This window comes from Actinocorallia herbida (genome assembly GCF_003751225.1).
GTDB lineage: Bacteria > Actinomycetota > Actinomycetes > Streptosporangiales > Streptosporangiaceae > Actinocorallia > Actinocorallia herbida.
On the sequence record NZ_RJKE01000001.1, the window covers coordinates 3,286,133 to 3,302,728 of the forward strand.

The window sequence follows — 16,596 nt, forward strand, 5'->3', positions numbered from 1 at the left end:
CACATTGACGCCGGTCCGGGAGTGAGACATATTCATGCGGATGTCTCAGCGCTGACGAGGTGAACCGTGTCCGCTCCTGCCGTGCCCCCGGAACTGCGTGAGTTCGAACTCACGGGAATGACGTTCTGGACGAAGCCCGAGTCTTTCCGGATGCAGGCCTTCGCGAAGATGCGCCAGATGGCGGCCATGCCCTTCGTGCCCCTGGTGAAGATCCCGTTCACCAAGTCCGCCCCCGGCTTCTATGTCGTCTCCCGGTACGCCGATGTGCTCACCGCGAGCCGCAACGCCGAGCTGTTCAGCAGCGAGCCGGCCTCCAACACCCTCATGGAGATGCCGCTGTGGGCGAGCCGCTTCTACGGCTCGATGATCAACATGGACGATCCGGAGCACGCCCGCATCCGGCGCGTCGTCTCCCGCGCGTTCAGCCCCCGCATGCTGGAGCGGCTGGACGACGACCTGGTCCGCCGCGCCGTCCGGATCGTCGACGACGTCATCGCCGAGGGGCCGCGCGACTTCGTCGCCCAGGTCGCGGCCCGGCTGCCGATCGAGATCATCTGCGACCTCATGGGCATCCCGGACTCCTACCAGGACATGATCCTGCGGCACACGAACACGATCCTCGGCTACACCGACCCCGAGTACAACGGGATGAAGTCCGACGACCTGGACAAGCCGCCGGGCGTCGCGGACACGCTGCGCGGCGCGTACCGCATCGTCAAGGCGGGCAGCGACCTGTTCCGGCTCGTCCGCCGCCTAGGCAGGGAGCGGGTCGGCTCGGGCGGCGAGGACCTCATCACCAAGCTCGTCACGCCCAACGCCGAAGGCGAGTCCCTGACGTCGCAGGAGATCGGCTCGTTCTTCGTGCTGCTCGTCGCGGCGGGCAACGAGACGACCCGCAACGCGATCGCGCACACGCTGCGGCTGCTCACCGAGCACCCCGGGCAGCGCGCGCTGCTGCTCGAGGACTTCGAGGGCAGGATCGGCGGGACCATCGACGAGGTGCTGCGCTACTCGCCGCCGGTCATCCAGTTCCGCCGCAACGTCACCCGGGACACCGAGCTGCACGGCGTGCGGCTGAAGAAGGGCGACATCGTCGTCATGGTCTACCCGTCGGCGAACCGGGACGAGACGGTCTTCACCGACCCCGATGTCTTCGACATCACCCGTTCGCCCAACCCGCACGTCGCCTTCGGCGCGCCCGGCCCGCACTACTGCATGGGCACTCATCTGGCCAAGCGCGAGATGACCGTGCTGCTCCGCGAGCTGCTGACCCGGCTGCCCGACGTCCGGATGGACGGCGAGCCCGAGTTCCTCGCCTCCTACTTCCTCAACGGCATCAAGCGGATGCCGTTCGCCTTCACCACGCCGGACGCGTCTTCGTGACCGCGGTCCTCGACCGGCTGGCGTGGGCCCGTGCGAGCGCCCGCGCCGGCCTGCTCGCCCCGATGGGCCCCGGCACCGCGCGCAAGGTCGCGCGTGCGCTGCGCGCGTACGGGGCGCTCGGCGCGGCGGCGGCCGTGGGCGCCGCGCGTTTCGGCGACCGCACCGCCGTGGTCGACGACTTCGGCACACTGACCTACCGCGCGCTGGACGAGGCGGCGAACGGCGTGGCGACGGCCTGGGCGCGCCGGGGGATCGGCCTGGAGGACCGGGTCGGCGTCCTGTGCCGCAACCACCGAGGGTTCCTCATCGCGCTCACGGCGGCGGCCCGGCTGGGCGCCCGCGTCGTGCTGCTGAACACCGACTCCGCGGGACCGGAACTCGCCGCGATCACCGCGGCCCAGGGCCTCACCGCGCTCGCCCACGACACCGAGTTCGCCGCCCGCCTCGACGGCCTGGAACTGGTGCACGGGACCTTCACCGCCGACGGCGAGGACAGCGACCTCGCCCGGCTGGGCCGCGAGCCCGGCACGACCCCGCCCGCGCCCGCCGAGCCCAGCACGCTGGTGATCCTGAGCAGCGGGACGACCGGCAGGCCCAAGGGCGCGCGGCGCTCCTCCGCGCCGCCCGACCCGCTGGCCCTGCCCGGCGGCGTCCTCAGCCGGATCCCGTTCCGGGGCGGCGAGCCGGTGTTCGTCGGGCCGCCGCTCTTTCACGGATGGGGCCTGACGACCGCGTCGCTCGCGCTCTCGCTCGGCTGCCCGCTCGTGCTGCACCGCAGGTTCAGCGCCGGACGCGTGCTCGGCGTGCTCGCCGCGGAGCGCTGCGCGGCCTTCGTCGGGGTCCCGACGATGCTCGGCCGGCTGCTCGCCGAACCGGGTCTCGCCGAGGCCGATCTGGGCGCGCTGCGGATCGCGGTGAGCGGGGGCGGCCCGCTCGGCCCGGAGCTGAGCCGCCGCGCGCTGGCCGCCCTCGGCCCGGTGCTCTACAACTTCTACGGCTCGACCGAGGCGTCGTGCGTCGCGATCGCGACCCCCGCCGACCTCGCCGCCGCGCCGGGCTGCGCGGGCACCCCGCCGCCCGGGACCCGGGTGCGCGTCCTCGACGCCGAGGGCGCGCCCGTCCCGTCCGGGACGATCGGCAGGCTGCACGTCACCAGCCCGACCCGGTTCGAGGGCTACACGTCGGGCGGGGGAGAGACCGACGAAGGGTCCGGCCTGGCCCTCGGCGACCTGGGCTTCCTCGACGACGCGGGCCGCCTGCACGTCACCGGACGGGCCGACGACATGGTCGTGTCCGGCGGCGAGAACGTGCACCCGGCCGAGGTGGAGGAGCTCCTGGAGCGGCACCCGGACGTCGCCGAGGCGGCGGTCGTGGGGGTGCCGGACGAGGACTTCGGCCGGAGGCTGCGCGCTTACGTCGTGACGTCCGGGGAACTCGACGCCGAAGGGGTCAAGGCACACGTCGCCGCCCACCTCTCGCGGGCGAAGGTCCCGCGCGACGTGGTGTTCCTCGACGCGCTTCCGCGGACCGCCACCGGCAAGGTGATCAAGCGCGACCTGCCCTGACCGGCCGGCCCGGTGGCGGGCTCTCCAAGAGCCTGCCACCAGGGCCCGGTGCGTACGGCCCGGGTCGCGGACGCTCTAACCCGCGAGGGCGTCCTGCCGGATGCGGTCGAACTGGGCGCCCATCGCCTCGGCGAGGGCGTTGGCCCCGGACAGCGGCCGGACCATGACGGTGAGGTCGTCGATCTTCCCCTCGGCGTTGAAATGGAGGAAGTCGCAGCCCTGGATGACCTTGCCGTCGACGGCGGCCTCGAAGACCAGGGCGTGGTCGGGGCCCGCGTCGTCGCCGATCTCGCGCAGGTAGCGGAAGTCCTCGAAGACGCGCATGACGCCGCGCAGGATCGCGAGGGTCATCGCCTTGCCCTCGTAGGGGTGGAACGCGACGGGGCTGGTGAAGACCACGTCGTCGGCCAGCAGCGCCGCGAGGGCGTCCAGGTCGCGGGCCTCGACGGCGGCGCGGAAAGTGGTCATGGCTGCTCCTCGATCGTCGTAGGACGCGTGGTCCCCTCACCTTCGAGCCTAGGCACTCCTGCTCGGATATGTCCAGCGTTGAATACTGAACAAGTTGAGTAGTAACCGTTGTGGGTATGATCCGAGCATGGCACTGCGCAACGCGATCATGGCCGCGCTCCTGGAGGGCGAGGCCTCCGGCTACGACCTGGCCAAGGAGTTCGACGCCTCGTTCGCCAACTTCTGGATGGCGACGCCGCAGCAGCTCTACCGCGAACTCGAGCGGATGGAGTCCGACGGGCTCCTGTGCGCCCGGGTCGTCCAGCAGGACCGCCGCCCCAACAAGCGGCTGTTCTCCCTCACCGCGCAGGGCCGCGCCGCGCTGCACGCCTTCACCGCCGCGGCCCCCCGCCCCGGCGCGATGCGCGAGGAGCTGATGGTCCAGGTCCAGGCCGTCGACGCGGGAGACCCCGCCGCGGTACGCGCCGCGATCGACGAGCGCAGGCAGTGGGCCGAGGCCAAGGCCGCCCGCTATGACCGCCTCCGCGTGCGCCTCCTCGACGGCCGCACCGAGGAGGAGTTCCTCGACCAGTCCGACCGCGTCGGCCCGTACCTCAGCCTCCTGCGCGGCCTGTCCTTCGAACGCGAGAACGTCCGCTGGGCCGAGCACGCCATCGCCGCCCTCGACCGACGGGCCAGCCGCGTCTGATTCCCGCTGTACAGAGCGGCGCGAGGTGTCAGGGGGAAAGCACCACGGGTCGCGGGAGGTTCGTCTCACCGGCCGATGAACGGGCGGGGGCGGCCCGTGGATCCTGTGCCGCATGAGAATGCGCAGCATCACCCTGGCCGCGGCCATGGCGTCGATCGTGGCGGTGCCGACGGCCGCCCACGCGGGCCCCGAGGACACGTGGCGCCATGTGTACTTCACCCCGATGAGCTCGATCGGCGACTTCGAGGCGGCCGGTCCGCACGACGTGTGGCAGATCACCCAGAGGCAGGTCGCGCTCTTCCCGGCGGTCTCCCACTGGACCGGCGGTTCCACCTGGCAGACCCACTCCCTTCCCGGCCTGACGTCCCTGCTGGGGAACTGGCTCTCCGACGTCGACGCCGTGGGGCCGGACGAGGCGTGGATTCAGGGCTCGTCCCTGGTCAGCATCAGCATCTCCCAGTGGTCCACGTACCTCGCCCGCTGGGACGGCACGTCCTGGACCAAGGTGGCCCCGCCCACGCCCCTGCTCAACGGAGGCGGGGGCATCCTGACGGCGAACGCCGGAGGGGTGTGGTTCGCCGAGGGGAACCGCATCGCGCGCTGGAACGGCGCCGACTGGACGATCACCGGGACGCTCGACGCGACCGTCCGGCAGGTCCACTCCTTCGCCGCGGACAGCGCCCTGGCGACGACGAGCGACGGCGGCCTGTGGCGGTGGGACGGCGCCGTCTGGACCGAGGCGCAGGGCCAGTGGCCGCAGTCGGCGCGGATCACCGGTCCGGACGGCGCCTGGTACGTGGACCCGAGCGGCCTGCACACCTGGGACGGCGCGTCCTGGCGGACCGTCGCGTTCGAGGGCGGCCGGACGGTGGACGCCGCGACCGCGATCTCGGAGTCCGACGGCCTGTGGATGCGGCTGGAGGAGACGAACGGCCCGGATCTGATCTGGCGGTACAAGGACGGGACGTGGACCTACCACGCCGATACGGTCTACCCGGTGAAGCAGGTGATCGTCGACGACGCCGGCCGGATCTGGGCGGTCGAGCGCGTCACCCGGTACGTGCCGAACGGCGGGAGCAACTACACGCCTGAGCACAAGGGACGGCTGCTCCGTCTCAGCGCCAACCGGCTCGAGTGGACGGCCGTCGGGGTGCCCGAGGCCGACTACCGCGTGATCGCGCTTCCGGGCAGCGACCGCGTCTACGCCTACGGCCGCAACGGGTGGACCGGCACCGACCACATCACCACCAACGCCGCGCCGCCGCCCTGACCGGCCGCGGCGGTGGCGGGGCGCCACCGCCGCGCCGGGGGTCAGGCGAGACCGAAGAACACCGAGGCGTGGTACGGGCCGCAGATGGCGGCGTGGCCGGTACCGGGCTGTCCGCAGTTCGCGAGGCCGGAGCCGGGGTTCACCGGGGCCTCGTGGCCCATGCCGCCCACCGTGTAGGTCTCCACCTGGCCGCCGCCGTAGACGCGCTTGGTGACGCCGGAGACGGGCGTGGTGGTGGACGTGGCGATCCGGCTGATCCCGAACACGTCGGTCCACTGGTCGCGCTGGTAGTCCAGGGAGCGCGGCGAGATCACCGGGTCGTCGGCGCCGTGCCAGAGCTGTACCTTCGGCCGCGGGCCGGTGTAGCCCGGGTAGGCGCCGCGGGCCCGCGCGCCCCACGCGCTCGCCGTGGTGAAGTTGAGCGGCCCGGAGCACTGGCCGAGCGGCGGGGTCGTGAAGTAGGCGCTCTCGGTGTCGGCGCAGCCGTAGGCCATGCCGAAGAACACCGCGCCGGCCTTGAAGAAGTCGGGGTAGGCCGCGAGCATCACGTTGGTCGCGGCGCCGCCGCCGGAGTACCCGGTGACGAACACGCGGCCGAGGTCGGCGTCGTGCTCGGCCGCCAGGTGCCGGACCATCGTGACGACCGAGGCGGCCTCGCCCTGGCCCGCGCGGGTCCGGTCGGCCTGGTTCCAGGCGCTGAAGCACTTGTGCGGGATCAGCCCGCCGGTACCGACGTTCTCGGGCCTCTGCTCGGGCATGACGAGGGCGAAGCCGAACGCGTCGGCGTACTTGCGCCAGCCCGTGTTGACGTCGAGGTTCTGCGCCTGGCCGCCGCAGCCGTGGAACAGCACGACGACGGGCGCGTGCGCGGGCAGGGACGGCGGGACGTAAGCGAACATGCGCAGGTCGCCGGGGTCGGCGCCGAAGTCCGCCACCTCGTGGAACCCGGTGGCCGCCGACGCGCGGACGGCGAAGGCCGCCGTGCCCGCGACCGCGGTGATGAGCACGGCGAGCAGCACGACGACCCTGCGCAGGGCCCGGTCGGGGGAGATGCGTTCGTACATGGGGTGGGACCGCCTCTCAAGGCTTGAGGAACGGGACGGGGACGCCGGCCGACCAGCGCGCCGGGCGGCCTCCCGGCTCCCTTTGTCCCGGTGCCGCCTCCCCTCGGGCAAGGGCGTGCGGGCAACGCGGGGCCGCCGCACACGACCCCGGTGCCTCCGCCCCCGAACCGGGCCCGGAAGCCTTCGCGGGCTAGTGTGTCCGTTGAGGAAACTCTGTTCCTGTAGTGGAAACGTGCTTATGCTGTGGGGTCGGCTCGCGCGGGCCGGCCGAACGCCGGGAGGAAAGCGCATGACGAACTCCGTGGGGCCCCGCGCCGTCTTCGGCGTGATCGTGCCGAGCACGAACACCGTGGTCGAGCACGACTACTGGAGGGCCGCGGTGCCCGGGGTGGCGTTCCGGGCCGGGTCGATGTACATCCCGGATCCGGTCATGGGCGACGACCACGCCTTCCAGGCGCTGCTCGGCCAGATCCGCGCGTCCATCGACGTCGCCGTGCGCGACGCGCTCACCGCCGAGCCCGACCGGATGGTGATGGGCATGTCGGCCGAGACGTTCTGGGGCGGGGTCGCGGGGAACGCCGCGTTCGAGCGGCGGCTGCGCGACCGGACCGGCCTGCCCGTCACGACCGGGGCGTCCGCGTGCAAGGCGGCGCTGGAGGAGATCGGCGCGCGGCGGATCGCGGTCTTCTCCCCGTACCAGCCGGTCGCCGACGTCGAGGTGGGCCGGTTCTTCACCGAGGCGGGGTTCCGGGTGGAGGCGATCACCGGGCTGCGCTGCGCGACCGCGATGGACATCGCCCGGGTCCCCGAGGACCGGCTGCGCGAGATGGTCGCGGAGATCGACGGCCCGGACGTCGAGGCGATCGTCCAGGTCGGCACGAACCTGTCGTTCGTGGAGCTCGCGGGCACCCTGGAGGAGGAGCTGGGCAAGCCCGTCATCCCCATCAACACCGCGACGCTCTGGCACGCGCTGCGCGCGCACGGCATCGGCGACCGCCTCCCGCACGCGGGCCGCCTCCTGCGCGACCACTGACGCGGCGGCCGCTCAGAACCCGGCGAACCACCAGGTCTCTGGATCTTCGGGATCCTCGGGGTCGAGGGGTTCCGGGCGAAGGCCGGTATCCGGTGCGTCGTCCAGCGCGCGGGTGCGGCGGACGACGGCGCGCAGGTCGCGGACGGGAGGGACCTCTGCCAGCTCGTCGGGAAGGCAGTGCCACCACGGGGATCCCTCGAGGAGGGCCTGGGCCCCGAGGGAGTACCAGAAGGCGATCAGGGAGACGTCGCCCTCGGCCTCCGCGGCGGCGGCGACCTCGGCGACCGCCTCGATCAGCGGCAGCCGGACGGGCGGCACGGCGTCGGCGCCGGTCAGCGCCCCGCACTCGACCATGCGCCGCCACAGGTCGGTGCCCGCCTCGCAGTACAGGTGGGGCGGGTCGACGTAGCCGTCCTCGAGCCAGGAGTCGTATCCGGCGAAGTCCTCGGCGTCCTCGTCGAACTCCCGCAGCCCGGTGAACTCGGTGATCCCGGCGAAGAACTCCCGGCGCGCGGCGTGCTCGGGATGGGCGTCGAGCGGAAAGCGGTAGGCGAAGCCGTGCCTGAGCAGGACGTCCATGAGCCGGAAGCGGGTGAAGGAGGTGTCCCAGGAGTCGTGGTGGCGGTAGAGCGCCGCGATCCAGGACCGCACGCGCGGGTCGCCCGCGGAATGGGCGGCATCCAGCAGCCGGATGGAGTCCGCGACCGCGTCCTCGATCTCGTGCATCGACATCGCGGGTCTCGCTCCTCGAGGGTGGGATTCGCTTCAGGGGGAGCCGCGTTCTCCGCGGGAAGGACGGGGCCTCATGATGAGCATAACGCCGTTCGGTTTCCCGCCGGGGCGGCACTGAAGATCGAGCCGCACAGATTGTGATCACCCTTTTGACGCAGCACACAGAGACCACCACGCCGGCTCCCGGCGACGGGATCGAGGCGTTCTTCGCCCTCGAAGGCGACACCTTCTTCCCCGGCCGCCACGCGATCGGCCCGTGGGGCGCCGACATGATGAACGGCCGCACGGTCGGCGGCATCCTGGCGCACCGCCTGGAGGATCGGCACGGCGACCCGGCGTTCCAGCCCGCGCGGCTCACCGTCGACCTGCTGCGCCCGACGGGGATGGCGCCCTTCACCGTCCGGACGACCTCGGTCCGGGAGGGCCGCCGGATCCGGATCGCCGACGCCGAACTCGTCCAGGTCGGGCACGTCACGGCGAGGGCGAGCCTCGTGCTGCTGCGCCGGTCCGAGCAGCCGCCCGGCGAGGTCTGGCAGGCCGCCGACCCGATCGGCGCCCCGCTGCCGCCCGCCGAGGTGCCCGAGAGCCGGCACGAGCTGCTCATGTGGCCGTTCGGGCACGGCGAGTTCGACGCGGGCAACCGCATGTCCGTCTGGGAGGGGGGCGCGCGCAAGGGCGCGTGGCTGCGGGAGAACCGCGCCCTGGTCGAGGGCGTCGAGCTCACCCCGTTCGTGCGGGCCGCGCTCGCGGGCGACGTCGCGAGCCCCCTCACCGGCTGGGGCACCGCGGGCCTCCAGTACATCAACGCCGACTACACGCTCACCCTGAGCCGCCTGCCCGAGGGCCCCGACATCGGCCTCCAGGCGGTGTCCCACCTCAGCGTGGACGGCGTCGCCACCGGATCCGTCACGGTCTACGACCGGCTGGGGCCGATCGGCACCTGCTCGATCATCGCCCTGGCGAACTCGGCGGCGGCCTTCTACATCCCGCGTCCGACGGACGGGGCCGCGGCCGGGTAGGCCCGGTTCGACCTTACTGCGTAAAGGCGTCGGATCGGTGTACTCCCCGGGTCGCACGGCCACCGGTCCCGCGTACCTCCGGGGACGTAGGCGGCCCGCTCCGTCCGGAGGAGACATCGGCGCCCCGGACTTCCTAGGCTGGGGGGATGCTCGAGAGGCTGCCCCGAGGGCGACGGAACGACTGGCTCGTCGCCGCCGCGGTGTTCGTCGTCCTCGCCACGGGCACCCTCTGGACGTTGAGCAACGAGGTCCGCGACAGCTGGCCCGTCACCGTGCTCGACTGGGCGCTGATGGCCGCCGGATGCGCGGCCCTGGGCCTCGTCCGGACCAGGCCCGTCACGGTCGCCGCGTTCGTCCTCGCGGTGACCATGGCGTTCTATCTGACCAGCACCGCGGACGGGCCGATGATCCTCGCCCTGGCCGTCGCGCTGTTCTGGGTCGCGGCCGAAGGCCATCTGGACTGGGCGGTCTCCCTGACGTGCGTGACGCTCCTGCTCACCGCCGCCGGGACCCACCAGGGCAGCGGCGACTTCAACAACGTGGCGCTGTTCATGATGGCGGGCTGGTTCATCGCCGTCGTCGCGATCGGCTGGCTCCGGCACAGCCGGCACGCCTACGGGCTGGAACGGGAGCGGCTCGCGGCGACCGAGGAGCGGTTGCGGATCGCGCGGGAGCTGCACGATGTCGTCGGCCACCACCTGTCGCTGATCAACGTGCAGTCCACGGCGGCGCTGCGCAGGCTCGCCCGGCACCCCGACGGCGGCACCGCACAGGCCGAGGAGGCGCTCGGGGCGGTCCGGGAGGCCAGCGGGGAGGCGCTGCGCGAGCTGCGGGCGATGCTCGGGATGCTGCGCGAGGAGGGAGAGGCGGCGCCGACGGCCCCCGCGCCGGGGCTCGCCAGGATCGACGACCTCGTCCAGGCCGCGCGGGTCGCCGGGCTCGAGGTGACCGCGGAGATCGACGGGTCGGGCGAGCCGCCGACCGAGATCGGGCTCGCCGCGTACCGGATCGTCCAGGAGTCCCTGACGAACGTGGCCCGGCACGCCGGCGCCCGCCGGGTCGAGATCCGGATCGGGCGCGCGCCGGACGCCGTCACCGTGGAGGTCCGCGACGACGGCCGCGGCGGGCCCGCGGGCCCGTCCGGCAGCGGCATCCGCGGGATGCGCGAGCGCGCCCACGCCCTCGGCGGTGACCTGCACGCCGGACCCGACGAGCGCGGCGGGTTCGCCGTCCGCGCCCGGCTGCCCTACCGGAACGGAGCCTCCCGATGATCAGGATCCTGCTCGCCGACGACCAGCGCCTCGTGCGGGCCGGGTTCCGCTCGATCCTGGAGGACGAGGACGACCTGACGGTCGTGGGGGAGGCCGGCGACGGGGACACCGCCGTCGCCGTGTGCCGTGACCTGCGGCCCGACGTCGTGCTCATGGACGTCCGGATGCCCGGGACCGACGGGCTCGAGGCGTCGCGCCGGATCACCGCCGACCCGCGCCTCTCGGACGTGCGGATCGTCATCCTCACCACCTTCGACCTCGACGACTACGTGTACGGGGCGCTGCGGGCCGGGGCGACGGGCTTCCTGCTCAAGGACACCGATCCCGACGAGCTGATCCAGGCCGTCCGGGTGGCGCACCGGGGGGACGCGCTCATCACGCCGGGCGTCACGCGCAGGCTCATCGCCGAGTTCGCGGGCAGGGCCGCGCCGCCCGTCCCCGGCGTCCGGCTGAACGCGCTCACCGACCGGGAGCGCGAGGTGATGGCTCTGGTCGCCGGAGGACTGTCGAACGACGAGATCGCCGCCCGGCTCGTGCTCAGCCCGGCGACCGCCAAGACCCATGTCAGCCGGATCATGACCAAGCTCGGCGTGCGGGACCGGGCCCAGCTCGTCGTCCTGGCGTACGAGTGCGGGCTCGTCCGGCCGGGCTGGCTGGGCGGCTGACCGACATCCCCGGGAGTACGCCTGGCGGGGCCGCCGCGACCCGGGGAGTAGGGCCGAAGCCGCCCGGGGGCCGACGCGGCGGGCGGTGCCGGGCCCGGAGGCTGCGGGCATGGAAACCGAACACCTGACCCCCGGCGGCTTCTTCGCCCGGCTCGGCGGCTGGGCGCAGCGCCGCCGTTGGCCGGCCCTCCTGCTCTGGCTCGTGACCGTCGCCGCCGTCACCGTGGGCGCCCAGGCCGCGGGCGGCGCCTGGCAGAACGACCACTCACTCCCCGGCACCGACTCCCAGGCGGCCCTGGAACTGATGGAGGAGCACGGCGCGGCCCAGGCGGGCGCGGCCGTGCAGATCGTCTTCCAGGACCCGTCGGGAGTCGCGGAAGCGGCGGTCGCGCCGCTGCTCACCGGGGTCCGCGCGCTGCCGCACGTCGCCGCGGTGGGCGAGCTGACGTCTTCCCGGGACGGCACCATCGGCTACGCGACGGTGACGCTCGACGCGCAGGCCACCCACGTGCCGAAGGAGGACGTGCGCGAGATCATCGACACCGCGCACGCCGCCGCGACCGGTGACCTGCGGGTCGAGCTGGGCGGCGAGGCCGTCGCCGGGGCCGAGGAGGCCGAAGGCGGCGCGGCCGAGGGCGCGGGCCTGCTCGCCGCGCTGGTGATCCTGGTGCTGCTGTTCGGCTCGCTGGCGGCCGCCGCCGTGCCGCTCGTCATCGCGGTCTTCGCGGTCGGCGGCGCGGTCGGGCTCATCACGCTGGCCTCGCACGCCTTCACCGTCGCCGACTTCACGCCGCCGGTCATGATGCTGGTGGGCCTCGGCGTGGGCGTCGACTACGCGCTGCTCATCTTCGCCAGGTTCCGGCAGGAGCTGACCGAAGGACGCGAGGCCCCCGACGCGATCCGCGCGGCCCTCGACGCGGCGGGGCGCACCGTGTTCTTCGCGGGCTGCACCGTCATCATCGCGATGCTCGGCCTCGTCGTGCTCGGGCTCGGGTCCCTGCAGGGGGTGGCCCTGGCCGTCGCGCTGACCGTCCTGGTGACGATGGCGGCGTCGCTGACCCTGCTGCCCGCGCTGCTGGCGTTCTTCGGCGAGCGGGTCCGCGGGCAGGTCCTGCGCAGGCACGCCAAGGCCACGGCCAAGGGCAAGCGGGAGGGAGCGCGCTGGTATGCGTTCGCGGGCGCCGTGCAGAAGCGGCCCGGCCCGATCCTCGTCGTTGCGGTCGCCGCGCTCGCCGCCCTCTCGGCGCCCGCGCTGGACCTGCGGCTCGGCTTCGCCGACGAGGGCACCAGGGCCCCGGCGACGACCTCCCGGCAGGCCTACGACCTCATGGCCGAGGGGTTCGGCCCCGGATTCGCCGGGCCGCTCGCCGTGGTCGTCGAAGGGGACGCGGCGGCCGCGGAACGGCTCAGGACCGTGCTCGCCGGGACCGACGGGATCGCCGCGACCACGCCCGCGCTGCCGTCCGGCGACGGGTCGGTCTCGACGGTCCTCGCCTTCCCCGAGACCGCGCCGCAGGACGCGGAGACCGCCGAACTCGTCGACGCCCTCCGCGACGACGTCCTGCCCGCACTGGGCGCGGAGACCGGGGCCGGGTACCTGGTCGGCGGGCCCACCGCCGCCGCCCGCGACTTCGCCGGCGCGGTCGCCGACCGGATGCCGCTGTTCGTCGCGGTCGTGGTCGGGCTGTCGGCGCTGCTGCTGATGCTGGTCTTCCGGTCGCTGCTGATCCCGCTGAAGGCCGCGGCGCTGAACCTGCTGTCGGTGTCGGCGGCGCTGGGCGTCATCGTCCTGGTCTTCCAGCACGGCCTGCTCGGCGCGCAGCCCGGCCCGGTCGAGGCGTTCGTCCCGGTCATGATCTTCGCGATCGTGTTCGGGCTCTCGATGGACTACGAGGTCTTCCTCGTTTCCCGAGTCCATGAGGAATGGGAGCGGACGGGCGACCACGCCCTCGCCGTCCGGGCGGGCCTCGCCGCGACCGGCCGCGTCATCACCGCGGCGGCCGCCATCATGATCGTCGTCTTCGGCGCGTTCCTCCTGAGCCCCGACCGGATGCTCCAGCAGTTCGGCCTGGGCCTCGCCACCGCGATCCTCCTCGACGCCCTGGTCATCCGCTGCCTCATCGTCCCGGCCGCGCTCCAGCTCTTCGGCGCCCGCGCCTGGTGGCTGCCCCGCCCCCTCGCCGCGCGCCTGCCCCGCCTGGCCCTGGAGAAGCCCTCCACCTGACGCCCCGGGCCCGGCCGCTCCCGCAAGGCGTCCGGGCCGGTCACCGCTCAGGGGCCCGGTGTGTCGGGCTCTTGGGGGTCCCGGCTTCGCCGGGGAGCCCGTCACCGGGCTGTGTTCATGCGCCCGGTGTCGGGCTCTTGGGGAGCCCGTCACCGGGCGGGTCCCGCTCCGATCCGGGCGATCGCCGCCGCGTACTCCCCGGGACCCGGGCGGAACCCCTCAAGCCACCAGGTGGCCCCCGCGGCCTCGATGGCCTTGACCTCCGCGATCGCCCGCGCCGGATCGTCGGCCGGAGTCCGGCCCGTGATGACCACGTCGAAGGGCTCTTCCGGCGCCGCGCGCAGCGCGGTCACGGCCGCCACGAGCTCCGCCACCGCCTCCGGCGTCGCGTTCCACGTCCCGGTCGCGGGATCGGTCATCATCGGCGCGACGCCGTCCCAGCGCGCGGCCCGCCGCAGCGGCCTGCGGTGCGGCCAGTCGCACCCGATCCACACCGGCGGCCGGGGCCGCTGCACCGGGGTGGGCAGGAACCTCACCTTCCGCGCGGTCAGGAACTCGCCCGTGCGGTCGACCTCGTCGCCCGACCACAGCGCCGCGAGCAGATCGAGCCCCTCGTCGAGCCTGCGGGCCACCTCGCGCGGCTCGCTCGATTCGCCCCAGGTCCCGTACTCGGCGTCGAGGGTGAACCCCAGGCCCGCCCCGAACACGAGCCGTCCCCCGGACAGCCGGTCCAGCGAGGTGGTCTGCCGGGCGAGCGTGCCCGGTCTGCGCCGCGCGACCGCGGTGACCAGCGGCCCGAGCAGGATCCGGTCGGTCGCGGCGGCGGCCAGCGTCAGCGCCGTCCACGGGTCGCCCACCTCGAGTGGGGCGAACGGGAAGACCACGTGGTCCCAGACGAAGAGGCCGTCCCACCCCGCGTCCTCGGCACGCCTCGCCAGCTCCGCGACCCGTCGCGCGTCGGCGAACTCCCCGAGATTCGGCACACACAGTCCCTGGCGCATGCCCGCGACGCTAGCCGGATCTCCCTGGATCGGCTAGGCCCATTCTCATATTCGAGAATATGACTTCCATATGGTCCGGGGCGCGTCCGAAAGGGTGGCGCGGGGAGCGGTACGCTCGGCGCCGGGCAGAGGTGCAGCGGGCGGAGGAACGCGTGGAAGACGGTCATACGCGGCTAGTCGCAGGTGTCCTCTGCGCGGTGCTCGTCCATGTACTTCTGCTGTTCTTCGGCCTGCCCTTCGTCGCACCCGTGCTCGCGGGCGTGGTCGTCCCGTCGGCGCTCGCCGCCGTCGGCGCGCTCGTGTGGGCGGTGCGCCGGAGCTTCGGCGCGTTCTGGCTGGCCTGGGGCGCGGGCCACGCGGGAATGTTCGCCGTGCTCGGTGCGGGCGTGCTCTAACCGGTCCTCGGGCGGAAGCAGGGTGCCGAGCGGGCCGAGATCGAGGTTGAGGTCGGCGCGGTCCAGGTGGAAGCGCTCCTCCAGTTCGGTCATCGCCTCCTCCAGCCGCATCAGGGCCAGGCCGAGTTCCTCGACCTTCTCCTCCGGCAGGTCGCCCGCGTCGACCCGGCGCAGCGCCTGCCGCTCCATGAGCTGGCGGATCAGCTCGACCAGGGTGAGGACGAGGCGGACCAGATCACGTTGGACGGCCTCGGGATCGGTCTCCAGGCGGTGCGCGAGCCTCCGCCCCTGTACCGCACGGCGTCCGGCACCGCCCTCCTCTCCGCTCCGCTGGGGGCGGTTCACGGCGGCGCGTCCTCCACCGGCTCCCCGGCGATCCGCGCGATCTCCGGACGGACCGAGGCGATCACCGCGCGCAGAGAGATGTGCACGAGGTCCACGTCCGCGATCGAGATCACGACGTCCCCGGCGATGACGACGCCGCCCGCCAAGAGCCGGTCGAGCAGATCGACCAAGGCCACGGGTTCGCCGCGCACGTAGCCGTCGCGCTGCGGCTCCAGGGCCCGGCTGACGGTCATGGCCCCTCCCGCGCGGCGACGGCGAACGAGTAGGGGGCCCACGGGCCGGTGATCCGTACCCGCAGCCGCGGATGGCGCGCCGCCTCGGCGGCGACCGAGTCCCGGAACCGCGCCCCGCCGGAGTCGTCCACGAGGTAGGCGGCGTTGAGTACCATCCAGCCGCGTTCGCCGGACAGCCCCGGGTCCTGGGCGCGGTGCCGTCTGCCGTCCACCGCCGTGTCGCGCAGCGCAGCGTCGATCTCCTCGGCGGCGCGCAGCGCGGCGACGCGCTCGTCGCGTTCGGCGTGCCGCTCCGCCTGCCGCCGCCGCAGATACGACGTGCCGGGGCGCGCTCCCGCCTCCCCGGATCCCGTCGCGGGCGCTGCGTGCTCGGGCGGGTCGGCGTAGACCTTGACGCCCCACTCGGTCCGGCCGCCGACCCGGTCGAGCGCCTCGGCGAACTCCGGGCCGCGCTCCCGCAGCGCCGCGCGCACCCGCTCCGCGGAACGGTAGACGGTGGCGAGGCCCAGGGGGACCAGGGCGGCGGACGCGGCGAGCGCGTCGATGACGCCGTGGTGGGCGCGCGCGGTGGACTCCAGCCAGTCCAGGCTCTCCAGGTTGCGGCGCAGCGGGTCCTCCCCGAACTCCGCGAGGCCGACCGGGCTGACGACCGCGGTGATCCCGCCCTCGTCGACCAGCCCGACGGGTGCGCCGCCGACGCCCCGCACCTCGGTGACGGCGTCGGGGGACAGCCCGCGGCCCACGCCGTAGACGTACCAGCCGGTCTCCGGCGTGCCGGGCCCCGGTCCTCCGGGCTCAGCCACGACGGTCCTCCTCGGTCTCCTCCGCGTCCTCCACGGAGTAGTCGTCCTCTTCGTAAGACTCCGCCCCGGCCTCCAGTTCGGCGACCCGGTCGGCCTCCAGTTCGGCGATCCTGTCGCGCAGCCGCCGGTTCTCCTCGTCCATCGACGACCTGGCCCCCGAGGAGAGCGTCGGATCGTGCTCCCACCAGTCGATGCCCATCTCCTTCGCCCGGTCGACCGACGCGACGACCAGGCGCAGCTTCACGGTGAGCAGTTCGATGTCCAGCAGGTTGACCTGAATGTCCCCGGCGATGACGATGCCCTTGTCCAGCACCCGTTCCAGGATGTCGGCGAGGTTCGCGGGCTCGCCGCCCCCGCGCCGGTAAGGGGACGGAGCCGAAGGCCGTGCGTAGGCGGACAGTTCGCTTCGGGTCACGGGTTCGCTCATCTCGGCCTCC

17 protein-coding genes are annotated in these 16,596 nt (G+C 73.5%); 9 read left to right on the forward strand and 8 right to left on the reverse strand.

The features are described from left to right. The first annotated feature begins 66 nt into the window (after positions 1-66). Entirely contained in the window at positions 67-1,383 is a 1,317-nt protein-coding gene (locus tag EDD29_RS15355; protein WP_246052786.1) for a cytochrome P450, read from the forward strand. Continuing rightward, positions 1,380-2,948 (forward strand): AMP-binding protein, encoded by a 1,569-nt coding sequence (locus EDD29_RS15360; protein WP_123665060.1) that lies wholly within the window; start codon positions 1,380-1,382, stop codon positions 2,946-2,948. Before EDD29_RS15355 ends, EDD29_RS15360 begins: the two co-directional genes overlap by 4 nt. A gap of 75 nt (positions 2,949-3,023) precedes the next feature. Here EDD29_RS15360 and EDD29_RS15365 read toward each other — a convergent pair whose 3' ends face one another. Then, positions 3,024-3,416 (reverse strand): nuclear transport factor 2 family protein, encoded by a 393-nt coding sequence (locus EDD29_RS15365; RefSeq protein WP_123665061.1) that lies wholly within the window; start codon positions 3,414-3,416, stop codon positions 3,024-3,026. 127 nt (positions 3,417-3,543) lie between these two features. Here EDD29_RS15365 and EDD29_RS15370 point away from each other — a divergent pair, with 127 nt between their 5' ends. Beyond that, the gene (locus EDD29_RS15370) at positions 3,544-4,104 is read left to right on the forward strand and encodes a PadR family transcriptional regulator (protein ID WP_123665062.1); all 561 of its coding nucleotides are present in this window, start codon (positions 3,544-3,546) and stop codon (positions 4,102-4,104) included. 112 nt (positions 4,105-4,216) lie between these two features. Next, positions 4,217-5,374 carry a hypothetical protein gene (locus EDD29_RS15375; RefSeq protein WP_148085969.1) on the forward strand — a complete coding sequence of 386 codons (1,158 nt, stop codon included), beginning with the start codon at positions 4,217-4,219 and terminating at the stop codon, positions 5,372-5,374. A gap of 41 nt (positions 5,375-5,415) precedes the next feature. Here the strand turns inward: EDD29_RS15375 and EDD29_RS15380 are convergent, their stop codons facing one another. Next, positions 5,416-6,438, reverse strand: a complete 1,023-nt coding sequence (locus EDD29_RS15380; RefSeq protein WP_170201417.1) for an extracellular catalytic domain type 1 short-chain-length polyhydroxyalkanoate depolymerase — start codon at positions 6,436-6,438, stop codon at positions 5,416-5,418. 289 nt (positions 6,439-6,727) lie between these two features. On the opposite strand from EDD29_RS15380, the gene EDD29_RS15385 reads away from it, so the two are divergent. Beyond that, positions 6,728-7,471: a maleate cis-trans isomerase family protein gene (locus tag EDD29_RS15385; RefSeq protein ID WP_123665065.1), complete on the forward strand. Its 744-nt coding sequence runs from the start codon at positions 6,728-6,730 to the stop codon at positions 7,469-7,471. A gap of 12 nt (positions 7,472-7,483) precedes the next feature. Here the strand turns inward: EDD29_RS15385 and EDD29_RS15390 are convergent, their stop codons facing one another. Beyond that, positions 7,484-8,203 carry a hypothetical protein gene (locus EDD29_RS15390; protein ID WP_123665066.1) on the reverse strand — a complete coding sequence of 240 codons (720 nt, stop codon included), beginning with the start codon at positions 8,201-8,203 and terminating at the stop codon, positions 7,484-7,486. Between the two features lie 149 nt (positions 8,204-8,352). Here EDD29_RS15390 and EDD29_RS15395 point away from each other — a divergent pair, with 149 nt between their 5' ends. The 4 genes from EDD29_RS15395 (at position 8,353) to EDD29_RS15410 (ending at position 13,382) form a co-directional block, all read left to right on the forward strand. After that, complete coding sequence (locus EDD29_RS15395) at positions 8,353-9,222, forward strand: acyl-CoA thioesterase domain-containing protein (RefSeq protein WP_246052789.1); 870 nt, start codon at positions 8,353-8,355, stop codon at positions 9,220-9,222. A gap of 146 nt (positions 9,223-9,368) precedes the next feature. Then, positions 9,369-10,493, forward strand: coding sequence for a sensor histidine kinase (locus tag EDD29_RS15400; RefSeq protein WP_123665067.1), 1,125 nt, complete (start codon positions 9,369-9,371; stop codon positions 10,491-10,493). Further along, a complete protein-coding gene (locus tag EDD29_RS15405) occupies positions 10,490-11,158 on the forward strand; it encodes a response regulator (RefSeq protein WP_123665068.1) in 669 nt (222 codons plus the stop codon). The genes EDD29_RS15400 and EDD29_RS15405 overlap by 4 nt, the downstream gene beginning before the upstream one ends. 109 nt (positions 11,159-11,267) lie before the next feature. Then, positions 11,268-13,382 (forward strand): MMPL family transporter, encoded by a 2,115-nt coding sequence (locus tag EDD29_RS15410; protein WP_123665069.1) that lies wholly within the window; start codon positions 11,268-11,270, stop codon positions 13,380-13,382. 149 nt (positions 13,383-13,531) lie between these two features. Here the strand turns inward: EDD29_RS15410 and EDD29_RS15415 are convergent, their stop codons facing one another. From EDD29_RS15415 to EDD29_RS15435, 5 genes are all read right to left on the reverse strand, one after another. Further along, positions 13,532-14,383 (reverse strand): LLM class flavin-dependent oxidoreductase, encoded by an 852-nt coding sequence (locus EDD29_RS15415; protein ID WP_123665070.1) that lies wholly within the window; start codon positions 14,381-14,383, stop codon positions 13,532-13,534. A gap of 173 nt (positions 14,384-14,556) precedes the next feature. Next, positions 14,557-15,123, reverse strand: coding sequence for a gas vesicle protein K (locus tag EDD29_RS15420; protein WP_123665071.1), 567 nt, complete (start codon positions 15,121-15,123; stop codon positions 14,557-14,559). Beyond that, positions 15,120-15,356, reverse strand: a complete 237-nt coding sequence (locus EDD29_RS15425) for a gas vesicle protein (protein ID WP_123665072.1) — start codon at positions 15,354-15,356, stop codon at positions 15,120-15,122. Before EDD29_RS15425 ends, EDD29_RS15420 begins: the two co-directional genes overlap by 4 nt. Further along, positions 15,353-16,159, reverse strand: a complete 807-nt coding sequence (locus EDD29_RS15430) for a GvpL/GvpF family gas vesicle protein (protein WP_123665073.1) — start codon at positions 16,157-16,159, stop codon at positions 15,353-15,355. The genes EDD29_RS15425 and EDD29_RS15430 overlap by 4 nt, the downstream gene beginning before the upstream one ends. Beyond that, entirely contained in the window at positions 16,152-16,586 is a 435-nt protein-coding gene (locus EDD29_RS15435; RefSeq protein WP_123665074.1) for a gas vesicle protein, read from the reverse strand. Before EDD29_RS15435 ends, EDD29_RS15430 begins: the two co-directional genes overlap by 8 nt. Positions 16,587-16,596 lie beyond the last annotated feature (10 nt).

Excerpts from the sequence above, each read along its gene's own strand:
- EDD29_RS15415 (WP_123665070.1), bottom strand. The coding sequence starts at position 14,383 with ATGCGCCAGGGACTGTGTGTGCCGAATCTCGGGGAGTTCGCCGACGCG.
- EDD29_RS15405 (WP_123665068.1), top strand. The coding sequence starts at position 10,490 with ATGATCAGGATCCTGCTCGCCGACGACCAGCGCCTCGTGCGGGCCGGG.
- EDD29_RS15425 (WP_123665072.1), bottom strand. The coding sequence starts at position 15,356 with ATGACCGTCAGCCGGGCCCTGGAGCCGCAGCGCGACGGCTACGTGCGC.
- EDD29_RS15385 (WP_123665065.1), top strand. The coding sequence starts at position 6,728 with ATGACGAACTCCGTGGGGCCCCGCGCCGTCTTCGGCGTGATCGTGCCG.
- EDD29_RS15375 (WP_148085969.1), top strand. The coding sequence starts at position 4,217 with ATGAGAATGCGCAGCATCACCCTGGCCGCGGCCATGGCGTCGATCGTG.
- EDD29_RS15400 (WP_123665067.1), top strand. The coding sequence starts at position 9,369 with ATGCTCGAGAGGCTGCCCCGAGGGCGACGGAACGACTGGCTCGTCGCC.
- EDD29_RS15410 (WP_123665069.1), top strand. The coding sequence starts at position 11,268 with ATGGAAACCGAACACCTGACCCCCGGCGGCTTCTTCGCCCGGCTCGGC.
- EDD29_RS15370 (WP_123665062.1), top strand. The coding sequence starts at position 3,544 with ATGGCACTGCGCAACGCGATCATGGCCGCGCTCCTGGAGGGCGAGGCC.
- EDD29_RS15365 (WP_123665061.1), bottom strand. The coding sequence starts at position 3,416 with ATGACCACTTTCCGCGCCGCCGTCGAGGCCCGCGACCTGGACGCCCTC.
- EDD29_RS15380 (WP_170201417.1), bottom strand. The coding sequence starts at position 6,438 with ATGTACGAACGCATCTCCCCCGACCGGGCCCTGCGCAGGGTCGTCGTG.
- EDD29_RS15390 (WP_123665066.1), bottom strand. The coding sequence starts at position 8,203 with ATGTCGATGCACGAGATCGAGGACGCGGTCGCGGACTCCATCCGGCTG.
- EDD29_RS15435 (WP_123665074.1), bottom strand. The coding sequence starts at position 16,586 with ATGAGCGAACCCGTGACCCGAAGCGAACTGTCCGCCTACGCACGGCCT.